The 21,712-nt window shown below is 61.3% G+C and carries 28 protein-coding genes; 21 read left to right on the top strand and 7 right to left on the bottom strand.

Features of this window, described 5'->3' with window-relative positions:
- The first annotated feature begins 34 nt into the window (after positions 1–34).
- Positions 35–616, top strand: a complete 582-nt coding sequence (locus ACQY1K_RS05460; protein ID WP_430258488.1) for a DedA family protein — start codon at positions 35–37, stop codon at positions 614–616.
- Between the two features lie 21 nt (positions 617–637).
- On the opposite strand, the gene ACQY1K_RS05455 is transcribed toward ACQY1K_RS05460, so the two are convergent.
- On the bottom strand, positions 638–865 hold the full coding sequence (locus ACQY1K_RS05455; RefSeq protein ID WP_062453357.1) for a hypothetical protein: 228 nt from the start codon (positions 863–865) through the stop codon (positions 638–640).
- A gap of 356 nt (positions 866–1,221) precedes the next feature.
- Between ACQY1K_RS05455 and cysS the strand changes: the two genes are divergently transcribed.
- The 7 genes from cysS to ACQY1K_RS05420 all read left to right on the top strand — a co-directional run bounded on the left by cysS (position 1,222) and on the right by ACQY1K_RS05420 (position 7,395).
- Positions 1,222–2,619, top strand: a complete 1,398-nt coding sequence (gene cysS, locus ACQY1K_RS05450) for a cysteine--tRNA ligase (protein WP_430258487.1) — start codon at positions 1,222–1,224, stop codon at positions 2,617–2,619.
- A gap of 139 nt (positions 2,620–2,758) precedes the next feature.
- On the top strand, positions 2,759–3,271 hold the full coding sequence (locus ACQY1K_RS05445) for a GFA family protein (protein ID WP_430258486.1): 513 nt from the start codon (positions 2,759–2,761) through the stop codon (positions 3,269–3,271).
- Positions 3,268–3,774, top strand: a complete 507-nt coding sequence (locus ACQY1K_RS05440) for a GFA family protein (RefSeq protein WP_430258485.1) — start codon at positions 3,268–3,270, stop codon at positions 3,772–3,774. The genes ACQY1K_RS05445 and ACQY1K_RS05440 overlap by 4 nt, the downstream gene beginning before the upstream one ends.
- Positions 3,771–4,730: a prolyl aminopeptidase gene (pip, locus tag ACQY1K_RS05435; protein WP_430258484.1), complete on the top strand. Its 960-nt coding sequence runs from the start codon at positions 3,771–3,773 to the stop codon at positions 4,728–4,730. Before ACQY1K_RS05440 ends, pip begins: the two co-directional genes overlap by 4 nt.
- Positions 4,731–4,888: 158 nt before the next feature.
- The gene (locus tag ACQY1K_RS05430; protein WP_430258483.1) at positions 4,889–6,004 is read left to right on the top strand and encodes a metallophosphoesterase; all 1,116 of its coding nucleotides are present in this window, start codon (positions 4,889–4,891) and stop codon (positions 6,002–6,004) included.
- 111 nt (positions 6,005–6,115) lie between these two features.
- Positions 6,116–7,042, top strand: a complete 927-nt coding sequence (rarD, locus tag ACQY1K_RS05425) for an EamA family transporter RarD (RefSeq protein WP_113111110.1) — start codon at positions 6,116–6,118, stop codon at positions 7,040–7,042.
- 23 nt (positions 7,043–7,065) lie between these two features.
- Entirely contained in the window at positions 7,066–7,395 is a 330-nt protein-coding gene (locus tag ACQY1K_RS05420; protein ID WP_062579824.1) for a DHCW motif cupin fold protein, read from the top strand.
- 7 nt (positions 7,396–7,402) lie between these two features.
- Here the strand turns inward: ACQY1K_RS05420 and ACQY1K_RS05415 are convergent, their stop codons facing one another.
- Positions 7,403–8,035, bottom strand: a complete 633-nt coding sequence (locus ACQY1K_RS05415) for a LysE family translocator (RefSeq protein WP_430258482.1) — start codon at positions 8,033–8,035, stop codon at positions 7,403–7,405.
- A gap of 42 nt (positions 8,036–8,077) precedes the next feature.
- On the bottom strand, positions 8,078–8,695 hold the full coding sequence (locus tag ACQY1K_RS05410) for a TIGR00730 family Rossman fold protein (RefSeq protein ID WP_430258481.1): 618 nt from the start codon (positions 8,693–8,695) through the stop codon (positions 8,078–8,080).
- Between the two features lie 159 nt (positions 8,696–8,854).
- Here ACQY1K_RS05410 and ACQY1K_RS05405 point away from each other — a divergent pair, with 159 nt between their 5' ends.
- Positions 8,855–10,762 carry a LysM peptidoglycan-binding domain-containing protein gene (locus ACQY1K_RS05405; RefSeq protein WP_192086778.1) on the top strand — a complete coding sequence of 636 codons (1,908 nt, stop codon included), beginning with the start codon at positions 8,855–8,857 and terminating at the stop codon, positions 10,760–10,762.
- Between the two features lie 160 nt (positions 10,763–10,922).
- Here the strand turns inward: ACQY1K_RS05405 and ACQY1K_RS05400 are convergent, their stop codons facing one another.
- Entirely contained in the window at positions 10,923–11,147 is a 225-nt protein-coding gene (locus ACQY1K_RS05400) for a hypothetical protein (RefSeq protein ID WP_062453367.1), read from the bottom strand.
- Positions 11,148–11,347: 200 nt separating this feature from the next.
- On the opposite strand from ACQY1K_RS05400, the gene ACQY1K_RS05395 reads away from it, so the two are divergent.
- From ACQY1K_RS05395 to ACQY1K_RS05375, 5 genes are all read left to right on the top strand, one after another.
- Positions 11,348–13,249, top strand: coding sequence for an ABCB family ABC transporter ATP-binding protein/permease (locus ACQY1K_RS05395; protein ID WP_062453368.1), 1,902 nt, complete (start codon positions 11,348–11,350; stop codon positions 13,247–13,249).
- A 26-nt stretch (positions 13,250–13,275) separates the two neighbouring features.
- Positions 13,276–13,416 carry a hypothetical protein gene (locus tag ACQY1K_RS05390; protein ID WP_156461813.1) on the top strand — a complete coding sequence of 47 codons (141 nt, stop codon included), beginning with the start codon at positions 13,276–13,278 and terminating at the stop codon, positions 13,414–13,416.
- Between the two features lie 245 nt (positions 13,417–13,661).
- Positions 13,662–14,363 (top strand): phosphatidylserine decarboxylase, encoded by a 702-nt coding sequence (locus tag ACQY1K_RS05385; RefSeq protein ID WP_180215429.1) that lies wholly within the window; start codon positions 13,662–13,664, stop codon positions 14,361–14,363.
- A 22-nt stretch (positions 14,364–14,385) separates the two neighbouring features.
- Entirely contained in the window at positions 14,386–15,204 is an 819-nt protein-coding gene (locus ACQY1K_RS05380) for a CDP-alcohol phosphatidyltransferase family protein (RefSeq protein ID WP_062453369.1), read from the top strand.
- 189 nt (positions 15,205–15,393) lie between these two features.
- Complete coding sequence (locus ACQY1K_RS05375) at positions 15,394–15,531, top strand: hypothetical protein (protein WP_430258480.1); 138 nt, start codon at positions 15,394–15,396, stop codon at positions 15,529–15,531.
- Between the two features lie 6 nt (positions 15,532–15,537).
- Here the strand turns inward: ACQY1K_RS05375 and ACQY1K_RS05370 are convergent, their stop codons facing one another.
- The 3 genes from ACQY1K_RS05370 to ACQY1K_RS05360 form a co-directional block, all read right to left on the bottom strand.
- Positions 15,538–16,155 carry a LysE/ArgO family amino acid transporter gene (locus ACQY1K_RS05370; protein ID WP_430258927.1) on the bottom strand — a complete coding sequence of 206 codons (618 nt, stop codon included), beginning with the start codon at positions 16,153–16,155 and terminating at the stop codon, positions 15,538–15,540.
- A gap of 65 nt (positions 16,156–16,220) precedes the next feature.
- Positions 16,221–16,985, bottom strand: a complete 765-nt coding sequence (locus tag ACQY1K_RS05365) for an SOS response-associated peptidase (protein WP_430250243.1) — start codon at positions 16,983–16,985, stop codon at positions 16,221–16,223.
- A 41-nt stretch (positions 16,986–17,026) separates the two neighbouring features.
- On the bottom strand, positions 17,027–17,353 hold the full coding sequence (locus ACQY1K_RS05360; protein WP_062579814.1) for a YnfA family protein: 327 nt from the start codon (positions 17,351–17,353) through the stop codon (positions 17,027–17,029).
- 150 nt (positions 17,354–17,503) lie between these two features.
- On the opposite strand from ACQY1K_RS05360, the gene ACQY1K_RS05355 reads away from it, so the two are divergent.
- From ACQY1K_RS05355 to ACQY1K_RS05325, 7 genes are all read left to right on the top strand, one after another.
- Positions 17,504–17,929, top strand: a complete 426-nt coding sequence (locus ACQY1K_RS05355) for an NUDIX hydrolase (protein ID WP_062579812.1) — start codon at positions 17,504–17,506, stop codon at positions 17,927–17,929.
- An 8-nt stretch (positions 17,930–17,937) separates the two neighbouring features.
- Positions 17,938–18,408 carry a TIGR02301 family protein gene (locus tag ACQY1K_RS05350; RefSeq protein WP_244474014.1) on the top strand — a complete coding sequence of 157 codons (471 nt, stop codon included), beginning with the start codon at positions 17,938–17,940 and terminating at the stop codon, positions 18,406–18,408.
- Positions 18,409–18,511: 103 nt separating this feature from the next.
- Positions 18,512–18,769 (top strand): hypothetical protein, encoded by a 258-nt coding sequence (locus ACQY1K_RS05345; protein WP_062453374.1) that lies wholly within the window; start codon positions 18,512–18,514, stop codon positions 18,767–18,769.
- 71 nt (positions 18,770–18,840) lie between these two features.
- Entirely contained in the window at positions 18,841–19,560 is a 720-nt protein-coding gene (locus tag ACQY1K_RS05340) for a hypothetical protein (RefSeq protein ID WP_430258479.1), read from the top strand.
- A 92-nt stretch (positions 19,561–19,652) separates the two neighbouring features.
- Entirely contained in the window at positions 19,653–20,504 is an 852-nt protein-coding gene (locus tag ACQY1K_RS05335; RefSeq protein ID WP_430258478.1) for a YgfZ/GcvT domain-containing protein, read from the top strand.
- A gap of 14 nt (positions 20,505–20,518) precedes the next feature.
- Positions 20,519–21,112: a YfbR-like 5'-deoxynucleotidase gene (locus ACQY1K_RS05330; RefSeq protein ID WP_244631397.1), complete on the top strand. Its 594-nt coding sequence runs from the start codon at positions 20,519–20,521 to the stop codon at positions 21,110–21,112.
- Positions 21,109–21,654 carry a tyrosine phosphatase family protein gene (locus ACQY1K_RS05325; protein WP_184654838.1) on the top strand — a complete coding sequence of 182 codons (546 nt, stop codon included), beginning with the start codon at positions 21,109–21,111 and terminating at the stop codon, positions 21,652–21,654. Before ACQY1K_RS05330 ends, ACQY1K_RS05325 begins: the two co-directional genes overlap by 4 nt.
- The last annotated feature ends 58 nt before the right edge of the window (positions 21,655–21,712 follow it).

Below are 21,712 nucleotides of genomic sequence, written 5' to 3'. Positions count from 1 at the left end.
ACCGACAGCCCGGACGTTTGGGGGGAATCTAGTCATGAGCCTGGAACAGTTGATCGGTGAGTATGGACCGGTGGCCGTGTTTCTGGGAGCGGCTGTCGAGGGCGAGACGGCAGCGTTTCTCGGCGGCGTGATTTCCCACCGCGGCCTCATGCCCTACTGGCAGGCCGCGGCAGGTGCGTTCTTGGGATCGCTGATCGCTGACCAGGCTCTGTTTTTTGCGGGCCGCCACGCCAACCGCGTGGCAATCGTCCAGCGGATGATGCGGGTAAAGGCTGCAGAACGCGTCCGCACCCTGCTTGCGGCGCATCCGACGGGCTTCATCCTCTCGTTCCGTTTCATCTACGGCATCCGCACCGTCAGTCCCTTGATGATCGGACTTTCCGGCATCTCGCCTCTTCGCTTCTTCTTTCTCAATCTCGTCGCCGCATTCGTCTGGGGCGTCGGGATAACGGCGATCGGGTACCTGTTCGGCAACGCGGTTGAGGCGCTGTTTGGACATTTGAGACTGCATGTTCACATGCTCGCAGCCATCGGCGTAATCCTTGTTGCGGTTGCCGTCACCGCATTCCTGGCGCGCAAGACGTTGTCACGCGTGTGGGCGGGAACCCGAAATTAGGTCGCACGCCGTTCGGACATCTCAGTTGCTCGTGAGAGCCGAATGGGTGCTGAGCACCTTTTCGAGAAGAACATCGTCGTCGCGCACGCCGAGCTGGTAGAAGCGGATTGCCATGGCCGCCAGCCTGGCTGCGGACGGATCGTGCCTGGAGCGACCGGTCATCCAGCGCGCGACGTTGTATATTCGCGCCAGCCGTTCCAGCTCACCCGGATCAAGCGGCTTTCCCACGAAGGTCGTTCTTACGTCCATGACCTGCCTCGCACTCTTCATCAGTGATTTCTAATATTAGGCAGAATGGACAGAACGCAAAACACAGGTTTTGGTTAAGATTAACCGCTAACTAAACGCGGGCGGTGAAAACCTCTTTTCAACAGCTTTTTCGATGGGATTTCGGACCGGGAACGCATCAGCAAATCTCTTGACCAAACAGTGGCCTCGCGCCATAAACGACGGATGAACACGGCGATTTCCATCTGCGGGATCATTATTCGCTCAGCGTAAAGCGCTGGCCTGGCCGTTTTCGTCTCTCGAAAAGCTTTGAAGACAAACGCTCTGGTCCGCTCGCCATAGATGCATGCGACGTCAGGATGTTGGGAGATTTTTCGATGAGCGTCACGCTCAAGCTATACAATACCTTGATCCGCGCGAAGACGGCGTTCGAGCCCATCGATGCCGACAACGTGCGCATGTATGTCTGCGGCCCGACGGTCTATGATTTCGCCCATATCGGTAACGCCCGGCCGGTGATCGTGTTCGATGTGCTATTCCGGCTGCTGCGGCACGTGTATGGCGACGCCCACGTGACCTACGCGCGCAACATTACCGACGTGGATGACAAGATCAACGCCCGGGCGCTGCGCGATTTTCCGCATCTTGCGCTCAACGATGCAATCCATGCGGTGACCGAAAAGACGGCGAAGCAGTTTCACGACGACGTCGCGGCCCTTGGCTGCCTTGAGCCCAGCATCGAGCCGCGCGCCACGGACAATATCGCGCAGATGATCGCCATCATCGAAAAGCTGGTCGGCAACGGCAACGCCTATGTCGCCGAAGGCGAAGTGCTGTTCGACACCAAGTCGATGGCCGATTACGGCCAGCTTTCCAAGCGTCCGCTGGACGAGCAGCAGGCGGGTGCGCGCGTCGCTGTTGATGCGCACAAGAAGAACCCGGGTGATTTCGTGCTGTGGAAGCTTTCCTCCCACACCGAACCCGGCTGGGACAGCCCCTGGGGACGCGGTCGCCCCGGCTGGCATATCGAATGCTCGGCAATGAGCGGCCGCTATCTCGGCGAAGTCTTCGACATCCATGGCGGCGGGCTGGACCTGATCTTTCCGCACCATGAGAATGAGATTGCCCAGTCGCGCTGCGCCCACGGCACCGACGTGATGGCAAATGTCTGGATGCATAACGGCTTCGTGCAGGTCGAAGGCCGCAAGATGTCGAAGTCCGACGGCAATTTCATTACCATCAACCAGTTGCTGGATACCGACACATTCGGCGGCCGCAAGTGGCCGGGCCAGGTGCTGCGCCTCGCCATGCTGATGACGCATTACCGCGAACCGATCGACTTTTCGATCAAGCGCATCGAGGAGGCCGAGCGGCTTATTGCCAAATGGCCGGCCGTCGACCTTGCCGAAATTCCTTCGGGCACGCAGCCCTGCCCGATCGTCCTCGACGCGCTCGCCGACGACCTCAACACGGTTGCCGCGATCCAGCGCATCCACGCACTGGCGCAGGAAGCCAATGCCGACAGCACGCTGCTGCCGATGTTTGCCGCCAGTGCCGTCCTTCTCGGCGTCGCGCCGGAAAAGACGGAAGTGGACGGGGCGCTTGCCGAAGCGGTGGATGCGCTCGTCGCGCTGCGGCTCGAAATGCTCAAAGCGAAGAACTTCGCCGAAGCCGACCGCATCCGTGACGAATTGTCAACCAAGGGTATCCAGCTGAAGGATGGCAAGAACGCCGAGACCGGCGAACGGGTGACCACCTGGGAGGTAAAGCGCTAACGCTTGCCGCGTGGGCGGGGTGGTCCTATGCTTTTCGCACGGGACCACCCAAAGGATGAGGGGAGGATGACATGAGTGCAGAGCGCCAACCAAACCCTGTGGGCAGTCGCGGCCGTCAGACCTCGCTACGGGGCAATGCATGACGAGCCATGACATTTACACCGGCGGCTGTCAGTGCGGCGCCCTGCGTTTTCGCCTCGACGGCAAGCCCGACCATGTTTCGATCTGCCATTGCCGCATGTGTCAGAAGGCGTTCGGTGCCTATTATGCGCCCCTCGTCTCCACCCGCGGCACCGGCTTTTCATGGACGCGCGGACAGCCGAGATATTTCCACTCTTCGAACCATGTGCGGCGCGGCTTCTGCGACAATTGCGGCACTCCGCTGACCTATGAGGCGGCGGATGGCATTGCGGTCTCGGCCGGTGCTTTCGACGATCCGTCGGTGCTGCCACCGTCGGTCCAGTATGGCACCGAAGGCAAGGTGGCGTTCGTGGATCATCTGCACACCCTGCCCGGGCACGATACGATGGATGATATCGACGAGGCGCCTTTCCTCAATGATATCGTTTCCAACCAGCATCCGGATCACGATACACAGACGTGGCAACCAGTTCCCGCCGATCGCGGAATGACGAAGGAGGACGATGCATGAGTGAGACGGAAAAAGCCGGCCAGCCGAGAACCGGCGGGTGCCAGTGCGGTGCCGTGCGTTTCAGGATCAAAGGACAGCTTGGTCGTGCCTCCATCTGCCATTGCCGGATGTGCCAGAAGGCGTTCGGCGGGTTCTTCGGGCCGCTTGTCTCAGCACCACAGGACGGTGCGGAAACCGGGGTCGAGTGGACCCGCGGGGAGCCAAAATACTTCCAGTCATCGATCAATATCGACCGCGGCTTTTGCGCGGAATGCGGCACGCCGCTGACCTATCGCACACCGACCAGCCTTGATATCGCCATCGGCGCCTTTGACGAGCGCGACGACCTGATGCCGCAGGTGCAGGTCAACCACACTTTCCGGCTGCCCTGGGTGGATACGATCTTCGACGCTCCGGTGCATACCGGCGATACGGACTATTATTCGAAGCAGGAGCAGATCATCTCCTTCCAGCACCCCGATCACGATACGGAAAACTGGCCCGCGAAAGGTCTGCATCTATGACGGAAGTGCTGCGCACGCTCTACCCGGCAACGACTGCCTTTGAGACCGGCACGCTCGATGTTGGCGACGGTCACTCGATCTATTTCGAACGGCATGGCACGAAGGGGGCAAAACCCGTCGTCTTCCTGCATGGCGGCCCCGGCGGCGGCATCACGCCGATCCAGTCACGGCTGTTTGATCCTGAACTCTACGACATCCTTCTGTTCGACCAGCGCGGCTGCGGCAAGTCGACGCCGCATGCAAGCCTTGAGGCCAACACGACGTGGCATCTGGTCGCCGATATCGAGCGGCTGCGCGAGATGGTCGGCGTCGACAAGTGGCAGGTGTTTGGTGGATCCTGGGGTTCGACGCTCGGCCTCGCCTATGCAGAGACACATCCCGAGCGGGTAAGCGAGCTGCTGCTGCGCGGCATCTATACGCTCACCAGAGCCGAGCTCGACTGGTACTACCAGTTCGGCGTCTCGGAAATGTTTCCCGAAAAATACGAGGCGTTTCTCGCGCCGATCCCCGAGGACGAGCGCCACGAGATGATGGCCGCCTATCACCGCCGCCTGACAGGATCAGACACGGCAGCGCAGCTCGAGGCGGCCAAGGCCTGGAGCATCTGGGAGGGATCGACGATCACCCTGCTTCCCGATGCGGCGCTGACCGAAGGCTTCGGCGAAGACCATTACGCCATCGCCTTCGCGCGCATCGAAAACCACTTCTTCATGAATGCCGGCTGGCTTGACGAAGGCCAGCTGCTGCGTGATGCGACAAAACTCAAGGGCATTCCGGGCATCATCGTGCACGGCCGTTACGACATGCCCTGCCCGCTCAAATACGCCTACCAGTTGTCGAAGGTCTGGACCGACGCAGATTTCCACATCATCGAAGGCGCTGGACATGCCGTATCGGAACCGGGGATTACGGATCAACTGATCCGGGCGACGGATCGGTTTGCGGGGAAGGCATAAATGCGAAGCTTGCGGGGCGTCTCGCCCCGCATTCGGCTCCCGCCAATGCCTCACCCCTCCCGATCAACATCCCGTTATGCCGGTTGAGATTAACCGCCGGCCGGCACAGTTAGGGCTCCCTGCCTTATCGCATCCTCCTGAAGCCGAGCCCCATCGACGTGTTTCATCTCGCCAAAGCCCTTCTGTGCCTCTACGTCGTCCTCCGCTTCCTTCTGCCGCTGCCTTGGCCCCGCTGGGCGAATGGAACGATCGCCGTCGTGCTGATGGTGGTGTTCCAGCACAGCCTGATCAGCCGGATTGTGTTTGGCACGATGTTTTCGCCTGAAGTGCCGCGGATGACGATGATCATCGTCAACTGGATGGCGGGCATGATCCTGTTGCTTGGCATATTTCAGCTGGTGCTCGATCTGGTCGCGCTTGTCACGGCAGCACTTCGCCGGCGCCGGATCCGGATACCGGTCGGGCTACGCTACGGGATCGGTGCGCTCGCCATGTCGCTTGCAGCTTTTGCCGTCAATCAGGCGATCCGGGTGCCGCCGGTCAAGGAAGTCGAGATCCGGATCGCCGACCTGCCGGCGCAGTTTGATGGCTACCGGTTGATCCAGCTGACGGATCTTCACATCAGCCGGTTGTTTCAGGCGCCATGGGTCGAAGAGACGGTAGCCAAGGCCAATGCCCAGAATGCCGACCTCATCGTCATCACTGGCGACCTGATCGATGGCGATCTGCAGGCCCGCAATCTGGATGTTGCCCCGCTTGCCAAACTGCGCGCTCCGGACGGCGTCTTCACCATTCCGGGCAATCACGAATATTACTTCGGCCATGACGACTGGATGCGGCAATACGAGACGCTTGGCCTTCGCACCATTTCCAACGGCCATGTCGTTCTGTCGCGCGGCGGTGCGCAGATGGTGCTGGCCGGCGTCAACGATCTCAACGCCACCCGGTTCGGCCTGGAAGGCCCTGACGTCGGCAAGGCGCTATCAGGTGCGCCGGCTGATGTTCCGGTCATCCTCCTCAATCACCAGCCACGCGATGCGAAGCTTTCGGCAGAGGCCGGGGCCGATCTGCAGCTGTCCGGCCATACCCATGGCGGCATGATCTGGGGGTTCGATCGCCTTATCGCCCGCTTCAACAACGGCTTCGTGTCCGGTCTCTACGACGTCGATCAGATGTCGCTCTATGTCAATAACGGTACAGCCCTGTGGATCGGTTTTGCGCTGAGGCTCGGCGTGCCCTCCGAACTGACCGTGATCACGCTGAGGCCGAAGTGAAGGTTGGAGCGGTCGCACCACTGATCCATGCTTCACAGAAATGAATTGGCCGGGGGCTCTGCCTTGGTGTATCCCGCCAGCCAACGATAACAAATTGCCGGAAACGCCCTGATGGCCACCGATACCGTTCCCCTCGCCGCACAACCCGCGGGAGCGAAGAACGAGGACACGCCGCGCGGCTTTGCCTTCGGCATCACCGCCTATCTCCTGTGGGGCGTCCTTCCCTTCTACCTGAAAGCGGTCGCGCATCTTCCGGCGCTGGAAGTGCTGGCGCACCGCGCCATCTGGTCGGTGCCGATCGCCGGCCTCGTGCTGATCATTCTCGGACGCACCGGGGATGTAAAGACCGCGATCCGGACGCCGCGCATGCTCGGCATGGCCTGCGTCACCGCCGCCTTCATCACCGCCAACTGGGGTATCTATGTCTGGGCGGTCTCGAACGGTCATGCGATCGATGCCGCGCTCGGCTATTTCATCAATCCGCTGTTCAGTATCCTGATGGCAGCGCTGGTGCTGAAGGAAAAGCTTTTGCCGATGCAGAAGGCAGCGATCGGGCTTGCCGTGGTCGGCGTCGCAATCCTCACCTGGGGTTCGGGCGGTCTACCGTGGGTGTCGCTGGCGCTGACATTTACCTGGGGCTTCTATGCCCTCTTCCGCAAGACGCTGCCGATCGGTCCGAACCAGGGGTTTTTCCTCGAAGTGCTTCTGATCAGCATTCCGATGCTGCCCTACCTCATCTGGCTGGAAGCGACGGGCCAGGGCCACTTCCTGAACGGTGTCGGCTATGATGCGGCCCTTCTTGCCTTTGCCGGTATAGCGACAGCCGTGCCGCTGATGATCTATGCCAATGCCACCAAGCTGCTGAAGCTTTCGACCATCGGCATCATGCAGTATATCGCACCAACAATGATCTTTCTGACCGCCGTGTTTATCTTCAAGGAGCCGTTGAGCGGCATCAAGCTCACAGCCTTCGTGTTTATCTGGTCGGCACTTGCGGTCTATACGCTGGCGATGCTGCGGGACCTTCGCAGCCGCTGACCGCCCCTCAGGAGATTTCGTTCATGCAGATGTCAGATATCCCCTTCGGCACGACGGACTGGTCGCAGATCGAGCCGACCGTCCACAAGGGTGACACCGGACACTCGACCTGGCGCACCCGCCATTTCGGACCAATCCGGGTGCGGATGGTGGAGCATTCGCCGGGCTACCTCGCCGACCACTGGTGCGAGAAAGGCCATATCCTGCTGTGCCTCGAAGGTGAGATGACGACCGAACTTGCCGATGGACGCGTATTTGTGCTGAAACCCGGCATGAGCTATCAGGTGGCCGACAGCGCCGAACCGCACCGGTCCTCGACGACACTGGGCGCCAAGCTCTTCATCGTCGACTGACGCGTCTCTAGCTTCTCTGCAGCGCAAGATGCGCGCCGAGACCAACCAGGATGGTGCCGCCTGCTCGCTGGGCAAGCTTTTGCGCGGTCGTCGATCGATTGAGCCGTGCCATCACCAGGCCGGCAAGGGCGACGGCGAAGATATCGGCAATCGTGAAGATCACGCTGACGGCCAGTCCCAGAACCACGAATTGAACCCAGACCGGAAAGCTGGCTGCGCTGTCGATGAACTGCGGCAGGAAGGCCAGGAAGAAGATCGCCGTCTTCGGGTTGAGAACCTCGACGACGATGCTTTCGGCAAATGCCTTTCGGGCGGATCTCGGCGTCTCCGCCTGCAGATCGCCTGAACCCGCAGCCTTCGCGCGAAACAGGGAAATGCCGAGCCAGACCAGGTAGATCGCGCCTGCAAGCTTCACTAGCGCATAAACTACTGGGACGGCGTGAAAGAGAACCGAGAGCCCTGCAGCTGCCGCAACGATATGCGCGTAGGATCCGAGATGGACGCCGAGCACCGCCATCATGCCCGCCTTGCGTCCGGCAACCATCGTGCGGGCCGCTACGTAAAGCATCGCGGGTCCCGGAATGAAGGCGAAGATGGACGTCGTCACAAGGAAGGCGAACAGGATATTCCAGTCTGGCATGCGGTGCTCCTGTCCCCTGCCCTAGGCGGAAGCCTTAAACCCTTAGAGTTTCGAGATGACGGCGGCTTCGCCCTTTGACGCGGCCTGCTGTTCGTCGCGGTCGAGAATGGCCGGCACGATGTCATCCACGTCAGGGATCACCATCGGCTGTACCAGATGCCTCCGGTGGATGAAGCCTTCCTCGCGCATATGGGTGACGAGCGACAGCATCGGATCCCAGAAACCGCCGATATTGGCAAACACCATCGGCTTCTCATGACGGCCGAGCTGGCCCCAGGTCATGATCTCGACGATCTCTTCCAGAGTGCCGATGCCGCCCGGAAGTGTGACGAAGGCATCGGAGCGTTCGAACATCTTGTGCTTGCGCTCATGCATGTCCTTGGTCACGATCAGTTCGTCGAGCTGGCCGAGCGAATGGCGGGTTGCCTCCATATCGACAAGAAAGTCCGGAATGATGCCCGTGACCTTGCCGCCATGCGCCAGAACGCCTGCAGCAACCGCACCCATGATGCCCTTGGTGCCGCCGCCATAGACCAGCCTGAGATCATGGGCTGCAATGGATTTTCCGAGCGCGCGGCCGGCCTGGATATAGGCGGGATCGCGCCCCGGCTGCGAGCCGCAGTAAACGCATATGGATCGTATTGGCACAGTTTTCTCCATCAGGCACTTCAAAGGGTTGGCACGCAAAGCACCAACCACGAGATTTGGCTGGAAATACTGCGCAGAGCAAGGCTGAAACACTGGAAAAGCTTGTTATGACTGGAGGAAACGGATAATCCGGAAAGACGATGGAGGGTCCATCGGGAAAAGGCTTTGCTCATGAAAAACCGCGCCGGTTGGCTCGCTCTGGTCGTACTCGCCATCGCATCGCTGCTGATGGTCTTTTTCGTGCTGCCGCGGATCAACCATAATGCCAAACCGCTCGGCGATGCGATCAACGCTGCCGGCGATGCGGTCAAGGACGCGGTCGAGAGCACGAAGCAGGCGGTGAAGCCGACAGACGCACCGAATTCTCCGGACGCGCCGAAGCCGCAGGAGCAGGCATCCGTGCCCGCGACGACGCCGGCCGCTCCCGTATCTCCCCTGGCAACCCCTTCCGCTCCGGCAGCGCCCTCCGCTCCGGCCGCACCCGCAGTAACAGCTGCACCGAGCGCGACAAGCCCGGTCACCGCCCAGCCGAACGCTGCCCAAACGCCAGCCAAGCCCGCCTTTGACGTGCTGCGCGTCGAGCCCGACGGTTCGGCCGTGATTGCCGGCCGCGCGCTGCCCAATTCGACACTCGAAATCTCCAGTGGCAACTCGGTCGTCGCCAAGATCGACGTCGGCCCGAGCGGCGATTTTGCAGCCGTTCTCGACAAACCTTTGCCGCCGGGCGATCACCAGCTGGTTCTCAAAGCCACCGGCAAGGACGGCAAGACGGTCGTCTCGGACGAGACCGCGACGGTCTCCGTACCCAGCGATCCGAAGACCGGCAAGCTGCTTGCCATGGTGACGACGCCGGGCAAAGCGAGCCGGGTCATCGCGACGCCGAACGCGTCTGCGCCTGCCGTACCAAATGCCGCGACATCACCGACACCCCCTGCCCCTGCCCCTGGCGCTGCGCCGTCCACTGCAGGCCAGACGGCTGCGGGTCAGTCTCAGACGCCAGCCGTCACTCCGGCCTTGCCGCAGGCATCGTCGCAGATCGCATCCAGCGCGCCAAACGTCTCTGCTCCGTCCTCGACCGCGGCTCCCGACGCGACGCCTGCTCCGGCTGGAACACCGGATTTGCAGATCACCGCCGTCGAGCTTGAAGGCTCGAAAATCTTTATCGCCGGCATCGCCCGCTCGGGTGTCACGGTGCGCGGTCTTGTCGACGGCGAGCCCGTCGGCCAGTCGCGCGCAGGCGGCAACGGCCATTTCGTCATCGAGGGCAACACGCAGCTTTCGGTCGGTGATCACCGGATCAGCGTCGAGGCACTGAACGGTGCCGGCCAGCGCACCGTCATGGTCGAGGTTCCGTTCAACCGTCCGGCCGGCGAACAGGTGGCGGCAGTCGCAGCCCCCGCAGTTTCAAGCCCGATGTCGACGATCGATGGCGGCGCCTTCGAGAAGCTTCGCAACGAAGTGGTACGCGCCTTCAACCTGCTGCAGAACCTCTACGCCGACGGCAAGGTGCCGAGCGGCGAACAGATGGCGGCGGCACGTTCGTCCACATCGATTACGCTCAAGTCTTTGACCGAATACCGCCTGCCGGCCGACGCTTCCGTTTCCGCCCGCTCCGTTGCCGACAATGCCGCCAAGGATGCAGCGTCAGCACTTGCCGCACTCGACAAGGTTCCAAACGACGTTGCCGCGGTTGGCGCAGCCCTCAAGGACCTCGGTGCCATGATCGCCCGCGCCGTCGGGCCCGCCATGGCACGGCAGATGGATGGTGGCAACGAACAGGAAATGGCCGGCACGCCGGCTGCTCCCGCCACAGGCGTCGACGGCACAAAGACGTTCCAGCAGGCACCACTGACGCAAAGCGAACGCAATTCGGTGATCATCCGACGTGGCGATACGCTGTGGCAGATTTCGCGCCGGATGTATGGCCAGGGCGTGCGCTACACGACGATCTACCTCGCCAACGAGGATCAGATCCGCAACCCCGACATCATCCAGCCCGGCCAGATCTTCGGCGTGCCGGAGGAGTTCCGGCCGGATTCGGAAGAGCTGCACCGCGAACGGATCCAGCATCGCAAATGATGACGCGGCTCCAAGGCATCTGAAAAACGACTTAAAGCCGCAGGGCCAATGCTTCGGGCTCCCCAATCTCCACATTCCTGTGCTCTTCACGGGAATGCGGGAGGTTGAGCCTCACGTCGCGGCGGCGGCTATCGGTGCAACACTCTGCAGGAAAACAGACTTACGACCGATCACCGATCATCAGTTGCGACGGCGTGACTGCCAGTGAATGGGCGGCAACGTGCAGTGAAAGACTGTTGCGCTCGACAAGTGCTGTGACCGTTTCCAGTATATTTAGATGCGGTACATGCTTGACCACCGTATAGGCAGTGAAAGCCGCGCCGGCCGAGGCTCCCCACAGAAGAGTGCTCAGGGCAGTCGCAACGGCAATCGTCTTGAAGCGCATGATATTCCTCCCAATGCGAGCTTCCCTCGAATAGCCAGACCTCCTCCGCCTCGCAATTCGGACTTATACACTCCGTAGTCATACCTACTTTCGACCGATGAGGCCAGATGAGGTTTCATGCGAGTTTCATTTGCAACATGGCCCTGCGCAGCCTATTTGCCGGGAAGGCGTTTCTTCGCCCTCAGATTCAGGTAAAATCCATGGCAGCAAAAAAGAAGACCGTATCTGCGGATAGCGGCAATCCCTTCAGCACACTCGTCAACCTGTGGCCCTATATGTGGCCGGTCGGACGCGCGGATCTGAAAGCGCGCGTCATCTGGGCGACGGTGTTTCTGCTCCTGGCAAAGCTGGTGCTGATCTCTGTCCCCTATTTCTTCAAGTGGGCGACGGATGCGCTAAACGGCAAGCTCGACATGGCGGGCATCCTGCCGGTCTTTCTGCTGGGCGCCGTCGTGCTGGTCGTCGCCTACAACTTTACCCGCATCCTGCAGGTGGGTCTGAACCAGCTGCGTGACGCGCTGTTTGCCTCGGTCGGCCAGCACGCGGTGCGCCAGCTTGCCTACAAGACCTTCGTGCACATGCATCAGCTTTCGCTGCGCTTTCACCTGGAACGCAAGACCGGCGGCCTGTCGCGCATCATCGAACGCGGCACGAAGGGCATCGAAACGATCGTTCGTTTCACCATCCTCAATTCGGTGCCGACGGTGATCGAATTCCTGCTGACGGCGATCATATTCTGGGCCGCCTACGGGTTCGCCTACCTCGCCGTCACGGCTGTTACGGTTGCCGCCTATATCTGGTTCACGATCAAGGCCAGCGACTGGCGCATCTCCATCCGCCGGACGATGAACGACAACGATACCGAGGCGAACACAAAAGCCATCGATTCGCTTCTCAACTTCGAGACGGTGAAATATTTCGGCAACGAGGACATGGAAGCCAAGCGCTTCGATTCCTCCATGGAGCGCTATGAAAAGGCCGCGACCGACGTCTGGACCTCGCTCGGATGGCTGAACTTCGGCCAGGGCGTGATCTTCGGGCTGGGACAGGCAGTGATTATGATCATGTCGGCGCTTGCCGTGCAGCGCGGCGACCAGACGATTGGCGATTTCGTGTTCGTCAACGCGCTGCTGATGCAGCTCGCGGTTCCGCTTAATTTCATCGGCTTCGTCTACCGCGAAATCCGCCAGGGGCTGACCGATATCGAGCAGATGTTCGACCTTCTTGAAGTCGAAGCAGAAGTCGTGGACCGGCCGGACGCGAAGGATCTTGTCATCGGACAGGGACCTGAAAAAGGCGCCATCGCCTTTCGCGACGTGCAGTTCTCCTATGATCCGGCACGACCGATCCTTAAAGGCATCTCCTTCGACGTGCCGGCCGGGAAGACGGTGGCGATCGTCGGCCCTTCGGGTGCTGGCAAATCCACCATTTCGCGCCTGCTCTATCGCTTCTACGATATCCAGAGCGGATCGATCACCATCGACGGCCAGGATGTGCGCAACGTGACGCAGAAGTCGCTTCGCTCGGCCATCGGCATGGTGCCGCAGGATACGGTGCTGTTCAACGACACGGTCGTCTACAACATTCGCTACGGCCGGCCGGGTGCCTCGGATACCGAAGTCCAGGCGGCTGCCGAGATCGCTCAGATCGACCGGTTCATCAAGGCTCTGCCGGATGGCTACGAGACAAAGGTCGGCGAACGCGGGCTGAAACTCTCGGGCGGCGAAAAGCAGCGCGTGGCGATTGCCCGCACGGTTTTGAAGAGCCCGCCGATCCTCATTCTCGACGAGGCGACCTCGGCGCTCGATACGACGACCGAGCACGAGATCCAGTCCGCACTCGATCTCGTTTCGAAGAACCGGACGACGCTTGTCATCGCCCACCGCCTCTCGACGGTTATCAATGCCGACGAGATCATCGTTCTGCGCGACGGCCAGATTGCCGAGCGCGGCACCCATTCGGGGCTGCTGCAGCAGGAAGGCCTCTACGCCTCGATGTGGAACCGTCAGCGCGAGGCGACGGAAGCGGAAGAGCAGTTGAAGAAGGTGCGCGAAAACGACGATCTCGGCATCGTCCGTCGCGGCGCACCTGCTGCAGAGTAACGGCAGCAGAATAACAGGAGAACAGCATGAGACGATATACGAACAGGCGGATGCTGGTACTCGGCGGTATCGCCATCATCTATATGCTGGTGCTGGTCTTCTACGGCTCGCCTCTGCTCGCCTTCTCGACCTGGATGGGCTGGGTAGACCCTGAGGCGGTTCGCTGAGGGGAAGATTTCTGTGGCAATGCACCGCGTCGGCGAGTGTCAGGAGACGAGGCTCGGCCTTTGGGAAACTGACGCGTCAGGGATAAACCGCGTTCAAGCAGAGGTCGCTGGGCGCTTCAAACGGTGTATTCCGTCAATTATACCGGGAAGTTGTATGACGTCATGGGCGCATCGACGGAACCGGATTGCCGCAAATAGGGTTTTTCTATAGGCAGGCAGCACAGACCATTGAGGAGAACCAAGGGTTGATCAATCTTTTCGACACCATCCGCAACACGCTCGTGCCGATCCACAAGGAAGGCTACGTTTTCGTCGTCATCTTTTTCGTCGTCTCGCTGATCCTCGGCTACTTCGCCGAGCCGCTGTTCTGGATCGGCCTGGTGCTGACGCTCTGGTGCGCCTACTTCTTCCGCGATCCGGAACGGGTCGTACCGCAGGATGACGATCTCGTCATCAGCCCTGCCGACGGCCGCGTCAGCCATGTTGCTCTGGTCGTGCCGCCGGCCGAACTGGATCTCGGCATCGAGCCGATGCTGCGCATCTCGGTCTTCATGAACGTGTTCGACTGCCACATCAACCGCGCGCCTGTTCGAGGCCAGGTGACACGCATCGAGTATCGCGAAGGGCAGTTCGTCAACGCGGAACTTGACAAGGCGTCGAGCGACAACGAGCGCAACGGGCTTGTCATCGACACCCCACACGGCCGCGTCGGCGTTGTACAGATCGCCGGTCTCGTGGCACGCCGCATCGTCTGCTGGGTCAAGCCCAACGAGCCGGTCAGCGCCGGTGAGCGCTTCGGCCTGATCCGCTTCGGTTCGCGCCTTGACGTCTTCGTTCCGGCCGGTGGCCAGGCGCGCGTCGTGGTTGGCCAGAGAGCGGTCGGCGGCGAAACCGTATTGGCCGAATTCGGCTCCGCCAAGGGTCCGACCATCGGCCGTCGTGCCTAACTAAACGCAAGGAGATCATCTGATGGAGACGCCCGTCTCGCCGCCGGAACAGAACCATACGACCGACGAGGCCCGTGGTCCGCGCCTCCGCGAGATCCCGGTCCGCCTGATGATCCCCAACCTGATCACGGTGCTGGCGATCTGCGCCGGCCTCACCGGGATCAGACTTGCCTTCGAGGGACGGTTCGAACTCGCTGTCGCGATGGTGCTGCTGGCAGCCTTCCTCGACGGGATCGATGGTCGGATCGCACGGCTTCTGAAGGCAACGTCGAAATTCGGCGTGCAGATGGATTCGCTTGCCGACATCATCAATTTTGGCGTCGCGCCCGTTCTCGTTTCCTATGCCTTCCTGCTCGACGGAGCGAAATCCTTCGGCTGGATAGCGGCACTTCTCTATGCGATCGCGGCTGGCCTGCGGCTTGCCCGGTTCAACGTGATGGAAGACCGCGGCATCAAGGCGCCCTGGCAGTCGGAGTTCTTTGTAGGCGTCCCGGCACCCATGGGTGCGCTTCTCGTGCTTCTGCCGGTCTATCTCGGTTTTCTCGGCGTCGAACAGACGAAGTTTTTCGTGTATGCCAGCGTTCTCTACACGCTGTTGATCGGCTTCTTGTTGGTCTCGCGTCTGCCGGTCTGGTCGGGCAAGTCGGGCCGCATCCGCCGTGACTTGATGCTGCCGATCATGCTTGTGGCCGTTCTCTATGTCGGCCTCTTGATGAGCTACACCTGGGAAATCCTGGCAATCACCGCGATTGCCTATCTCTGTGTTCTGCCGTTTTCTGCCCGTGCGTGGAAAAAGCGTTATGGCACGATCACCATCGAGGACGAGCGCACGCACGTCTGATCGTCCTTCCCTTGCGACTGATGCTGCGGCGCACACGAATTGTTGCGTCGCAGCCCCAGCTTGCGGCAAGTTGGCGCGTCCATTCTTTCTCTATCGCATCGTAAAGCCGCAGCCATGATTCCGCCCGGATTGGCGGCGAAATGCGCCGGCCCGCCCTTGAGCGGAACAGAGATTCGTGAGGAGACAGACGTGAGCAGCGAAACCAACAAGACAATTATCGAAGCCAAGCCGGACCTTTCCAGCCATTACCGTCCGCTCGGCCTCAAAGCCGTTGCTGCTGCGGCGATGATGCTGAAGCGCAAGCCAACGCTCAGCCCGGCTCGCTGATCCGTCTCAGGCGCCGCGCAGGAAGCTTATGAGAAGCCCGAGCGCGAGCAACCCCATGACAACGCCGATCAGGCCATCCAGCACCCGCCACGCGGCGGGTCTGGCAAATAGCGGCGCCAAATAGCGGGCGCCGTAGCCGAGACCGAAGAACCAGGCGAAAGATGCGATCACCGCGCCCGCGCCATAGGCTACCCTTTCCGGGCCTTGATAGGCCGCAGACAGGCTGCCGAGCAGCACGACCGTATCGAGATAGACATGCGGGTTTAGAAAGGTGAAGGCGAGACAGGTCATCACCGCCGCCTTGAGTGCCATGCCCTCAGGCGCGCCGGCGACCATCGCACCGGGCTTTACCGCCCGCCGGAATGCCATGGCCGAATAGGTGGCAAGGAACAGCGCGCCGCCGAGCGTCACCACCGAGATCAGCAGAGGCGACTGCGACACGATCGTTCCCAGCCCGCCGACGCCCGCGGCAATCAGCAAGGCGTCGGATGCCGCACAGATCAGGCACAGCACGAAGACATGGCTGCGGATCAGCCCCTGGCGCAGGATAAACGCATTCTGAGCGCCGATCGCCACGATCAGCGAGCCGCCCAGCGCAAAGCCGGAAAAACCGGCGGATATCAGGTTCATGGGGAAATCCGTTCAGGACGTGATTCGATGGCTGGATGGTGTGACGCGGTCGGAACGGATCAAAACAGCGACATCTGGCCGCTGCTGCCGGATGCCTTTGGCGGCTTCTCCTGCGGCTGTGCCACCGCGACCGGTTTCTGCAGATCCTTGCCCATGTTGGACACCTTGTTGACCAGATCTGATACCGGAAACGCCTCGAAGAAATCGTCCTGTACCGGCCGCATCAGATCCGCCACGTGGCGTGGCTCACCGTTCTTGCAATCCAGCCAGCGATCGAAATCCTCCGGCGCGATGACGACGGGCATGCGGTCGTGGATCGGCCGCAGGGCGTGGTTGGCAGCAGTCGTCAGGATCGCCGCGGTATCGACTTCCGAGCCATCGGCAGATGCGTAGGTTTCCATCAACCCGGCAAAGGCGATGACGCCCCCATTCTTCGGGCGGATCCAGAAGGGCTGTGAGGGCAGTCCCGTCTCCTTCGGGGGCCGGCGCCATTCGTAGAAACCGGAGGCCGGAATGAGAACGCGGCGGTGACGCATGGCGGCCCGGAACGACGCCTTTTCGGCCGCCGTCTCGGAGCGCGCGTTGATCATCAGGGGAAAGTCCTTGATATCCTTGACCCAGCCCGGAATCAGGCCCCACCGGGCAAGTACGGCGCGACGCGGCGGAAGATTGCTGCCGGGCTTCACATGCTCGTTCTGCATGACGATCAGGATCGGCTGCGTCGGGGCAATATTGTAGCGGGCCGGGAAACCTTCCTCCCCCAGCGCCTGCATGACCTCCAGAATTTCCTCAGAAGTCGCCGTCAGGGCGTAGCGTCCGCACATGCGAGATTAGATGGCACTGGGGTAGGCAGACGTCAAGCGGATCAGGCGCTGCGGGGACCGAAGAGGATGATCGCGCCGCCGAGGAGGCACACGGTGGTGCCGATCAAGTCCCAGCGGTCGGGCATCCGGTTCTCGACGCCAGCGAGCCAGAGGATGGAGGCCAGAATGTAGATCGATCCATAGGCGGCGTAGGTCCGCCCGGCCGCGTCGCTTGGCACGAAGGTCAGCACCCAGGCAAACAGCGCGAGCGACACCATACCCGGCACCAGCCACAGAGCCGGCTTTTCCAGCCGCCACCAGGCCCAGAAGGCAAAGCAGCCGGCGATCTCGAACAGGGCGGCGAGCGAGTAGAGGAGATAAGTTTTCATGCTGTCCAGCCGTTGAGGTTCACCGGCATGGTTCGGGCCGTGTCATGCCGTGAGAGAGGGTTTTTGCGCGCGACATGATATGTCCTTGATGGGCGGCTATTCCCGCCTACACTATCCTGACCTTATCGCTCTTCAAAGCTTCAGCAGTCCATGACAACAGCCACGCCCTCCCCGCAAGCCGCGTCGTCGGCCATTCTCGAACGTGACGGCAAATTTCTGCTGATCCGGCGATTGAACCCGCCCTCGGCCAATCTGTTTGCCTTTCCAGGGGGTCGGGCCGAGCCCGGCGAGACGCCATCGGAGACGGCGGTGCGGGAATTCTTCGAAGAGACCGGCATCGCTGTGCGCAATCCGACCCTGTTTGCCACCTACGACCTTAAGAAGGACAAGGACGACAACCGCCATTTCTCGCTCTCGGTGTTCCGTGTCGAAGCGGACCCCGAAGGAGAAGCGATTGCCGCCGACGATGCGGCCGATCCGGGATGGTATTCGGTTGAGGAGATCCGCAATCTTCCCGTGCCTGCGAGCGTGCTGGAGTGCGCCGAAAGGCTGGCGGCGGAACTGAAACGCGGTTAGGAGTTCGTATGCACCGCCTGATGTCTTTCCTCACGTCTTCCCACCGATTCGCGATCGTTGCTGCGATCGCGCTGAGTTGTGCCGCCGCGCCGGCTGGCGCCCAGTCGCAGAAAGCACCGTCGAAGCAGGCGCCGTCTGCGACAACGGCCGCGCCACAGACGGAAACCGAATCAAAACCGGCTCCGTATGATTCGCAGATGATGCGGCTTGCGGAAGTGCTGGGATCGGTCACTTATTTGCGGTCGCTTTGCGGTGCAACCAGTGACGATTGGCGCGGATCCATGCAGAAATTGCTGGATTCTGACACCGCCAGCGAGCCTAAACGGCGGGAACGCTTGACCGCCGCCTACAACCGCGGCTACCGCTCGTTTGCCGCGGTTCACACGTCCTGCAATGAACCCGCACGCATGGCTGAGGAACTCTACCGTGCCGAAGGCGCAACACTTGCCGCCGAAATAGCCAGTCGCTACGGAAATTAGCGGTTTATTTACCTCTTTTGACCTCAAGCCGTGTCGTTTTGATAAAAGGCTGATAAAGTTCTTAATGGGTCAGTAATTAATACGGGTACCGAGGATCAAGAGTATGCAGACAGGCCGCAACGAAATCGATGACATGATCGTCCACGAGAAGATGCAGGCTGCGTTGGAATATCAGAATGAAGCCTGGGCCGATGGCCGTGCCGATGGCATCGAGGCTGAAATCATTGCTGATGTCGCGATGGCCTGTGCCATTCGCGAGACGATCCGCCTGCTGGGCGAAACCGGCGCCGAAGCGCTGCTGGATTCGCTGAAGAACCGCATGCTGGCCGGAGAGTTTTCGCCGGAACGGATCGTTCAGTAATCTCGCACATCCTTATCAGGCATCAAGAAAAGCCGAGAATTCCCCTTCGGAAGGCGGCCGGAATGCATATCATGACAAATTTCAACGGTCTGCGTCTGGGGCTTGCCGCAACATGTTTTTGCGGCTTGCAGGTTATGGCACCGGCTTCCGCGCTGGCGCTGAGCACCACAGCGCAGAGTGAAACAGGCGGCAGCAAGCCATCGTCCGGCGTCATGCAGGCTTTCGAGGGCCCGCAAGTGCCGGCGACCGGGTCAGCCCAGGCGCCCGTAGCAGCGCCCGCTGCACCCGCCGCCGGCCAGCCAACGGCTGCGGCGACCGACACGATCCAAGCCGACATCATCCGCGACATGACCACGCTGCCTGAGCCTGTCAAGAAAATGCGCGCCGCCTTGATCGAGGCCGCAGCCTCCGGCGATATCGAACGGCTGAAGCCGCTGACCAATCCCGGCCCGAACCAGACCCAGGTTATGGATTATCAGGGCGACGATCCGGTCGGCGCGCTGAAGAACTTTTCCGGCGATCCAGACGGCCAGGAAATTCTGGCGATTGTCATGGACCTTCTCTCCGCCAGCGCCGTGAGGCTCGAGGCGGGGCAGCCGGAAGAGGTTTACGTCTGGCCGTATTTCGCCGGCAAGTCGATCTCTGCCCTCACCCCACCCGAGCGCGTCGAGTTGCTGCGGATCGTTACGGCCGGCGATATGATCGGCATGGAAGAAAACGACGCCTATAATTTCTACCGCATCGGCCTGTCGCCCGACGGCCAGTGGAAGTTCTTCACCGGCGGCGACTGAAGCTTGCGGCACCGCGACTGCACTTGTTCGCGCGGTCGGGAGGGCTTACCTGTCGGGTTCGACCTTCCGGCTCAACAATCGGACCTTCCGCCATGCCCGCCGTCCATCTTTCCTCGCGCCAGCTGATCCGGGTTTCCGGTGTCGATGCACGCGATTTTCTCCACAGCCTGATCACGACAGATATCGAATCCCTGCCTGAACGGACGGCCCGTCCCGGCGCGCTTTTGACGCCGCAGGGCAAGATCCTGTTCGACTTCATGATCTCCCGAGACGGCGACGATTTCCTGATCGAGACCGATGCCGCCCAGCGTGACGCGCTGATGCGCCGTCTCACCATGTACAAGCTGCGGGCGGCCGTGACGATTGCAGCCGACGATGCCGATGGCGTGACGGTAACCTGGGGCGATGGTTCGGTTACCGGTGCTGCGGATGCGGCGTTTGCCAAAGCCGGCGTGACTTTGTCGCGATATCCGGGAAAGCCCAAGGGCATCGCGATCGACGCGTCGGAAGCCGAGTACGAGACGCTGCGGGTCGCGTCCGGCATTCCGGCCTCCGGCTTCGACTATGCCCTGCAGGATACCTTTCCGCACGACGTTCTCCTCGACAAGACCGACGGGCTGTCGTTCCGCAAGGGTTGCTATGTCGGGCAGGAAGTCGTCTCCCGCATGCAGCACCGTGGCACGGCACGGCGGCGTGTCGCGCTCGTCGCAGGCGAGACTGCCCTGCCCGTCTCAGGCACGGACATCATGGCCGGTGGCAAGCCGGTCGGCACGCTCGGATCTGTCTTGGGTAACAAGGGGCTTGCAATCGTGCGGATCGACCGGGTCGGCGATGCGATCGCCAATGGTATTCCCCTGACGGCGGGCGATGTGACCGTCGTTCTCTCGCTGCCGGAATGGACCGACCTGTCGTTCCCGACAGCGACGCAAGAGGCCGAGCCGTGAGCGGATCGAAATCCATGCGCGCCTGGCAGCGGATGCTTTCCGGCCGCCGGCTCGACCTGCTGGATCCCTCGCCGCTCGATGTCGAGATTGCCGATATCGCCCACGGGCTTGCCCGCGTTGCGCGCTGGAACGGCCAGACCAAAGGCGACCACGCGTTTTCGGTGGCGCAGCACAGCCTGATCGTTGAGCAGATCTTCTCTCGCACCAATCCCGATGCCTCCAGCGAGGCGATGGCGATGGCGCTGTTGCATGACGCACCCGAATACGTCATCGGCGACATGATCTCGCCCTTCAAGTCGGTAGTCGGCGGCGGTTACAAGGCGGTCGAATTGCGGCTCGAGGCTGCGATCCATATCCGCTTCGGTCTGCCGCCGCATCCGACCAAGGAGCTGAAGGTGATGATCAAGAAGGCCGACACCGTTGCCGCGTTTTTCGAAGCGACCGAGCTTGCCGGGTTTTCCGTCACCGAAGCCCAGAAATTCTTCGGCGTGCCGCGTGGAATAACCCGCGACATGCTGGAACTGAAGCCGATGCCGGCGCTCGATGCTCAGGCGCGCTTTCTCGAGCGCTTTCATGCGCTTGAAGCCGATCGCGGTGTGACGGCATGAGCCGGATCATCGTCTGTCCGCTCGACAAGATCGCTGAACTCTCGGTCCGCCACGGCGCCCGTGAGATGGTGAGCCTGATTGCCGAAAAGCAGGATTTCCACCGGCCTGCCGTGATTGCCGCCGCGCGCCACCTGAAGCTCAAGATGAACGATATTGGCTTTGCCGGCACCGGCACTCTGATTGCGCCGAGCGAGGCACATGTGGAGCAGCTGATCGCCTTCGTCAAAGACTGGGATCAGTCCGCACCGCTCGTCGTGCATTGCTGGATGGGCGTGTCCCGCTCTCCGGCAGCTGCCGTCATCGCGTCGCTGGCACTTTATCCTGAACAGGACGAGGTCGAGCTCGCGACAAGGCTGCGCAAGGTCGCGCCGCATGCGACGCCGAATACAAGGCTGATTGAGATCGGCGACCGTCATTTGCAGCGTGACGGACGGCTCGTTCAGGCGATCAAGCGGATCGGGCGCGGTGCTGAAACCGATGGTCGGGCCTCGTTCGTGCTGCCTGTTACGGCACAGGTCGAAATCGAAAACCGCGCGTCCTGATCCCTTGCGGCGGGTGAGAAACGTCGCTCCGATTGCCTTGACCTGACAGTCACCCGCG

The sequence above is a fragment of the Neorhizobium sp. IRS_2294 genome (genome assembly GCF_050500145.1).
Lineage (GTDB): Bacteria > Pseudomonadota > Alphaproteobacteria > Rhizobiales > Rhizobiaceae > Neorhizobium > Neorhizobium soli.
This window is presented reverse-complemented; position numbering and strand designations above follow the sequence as displayed.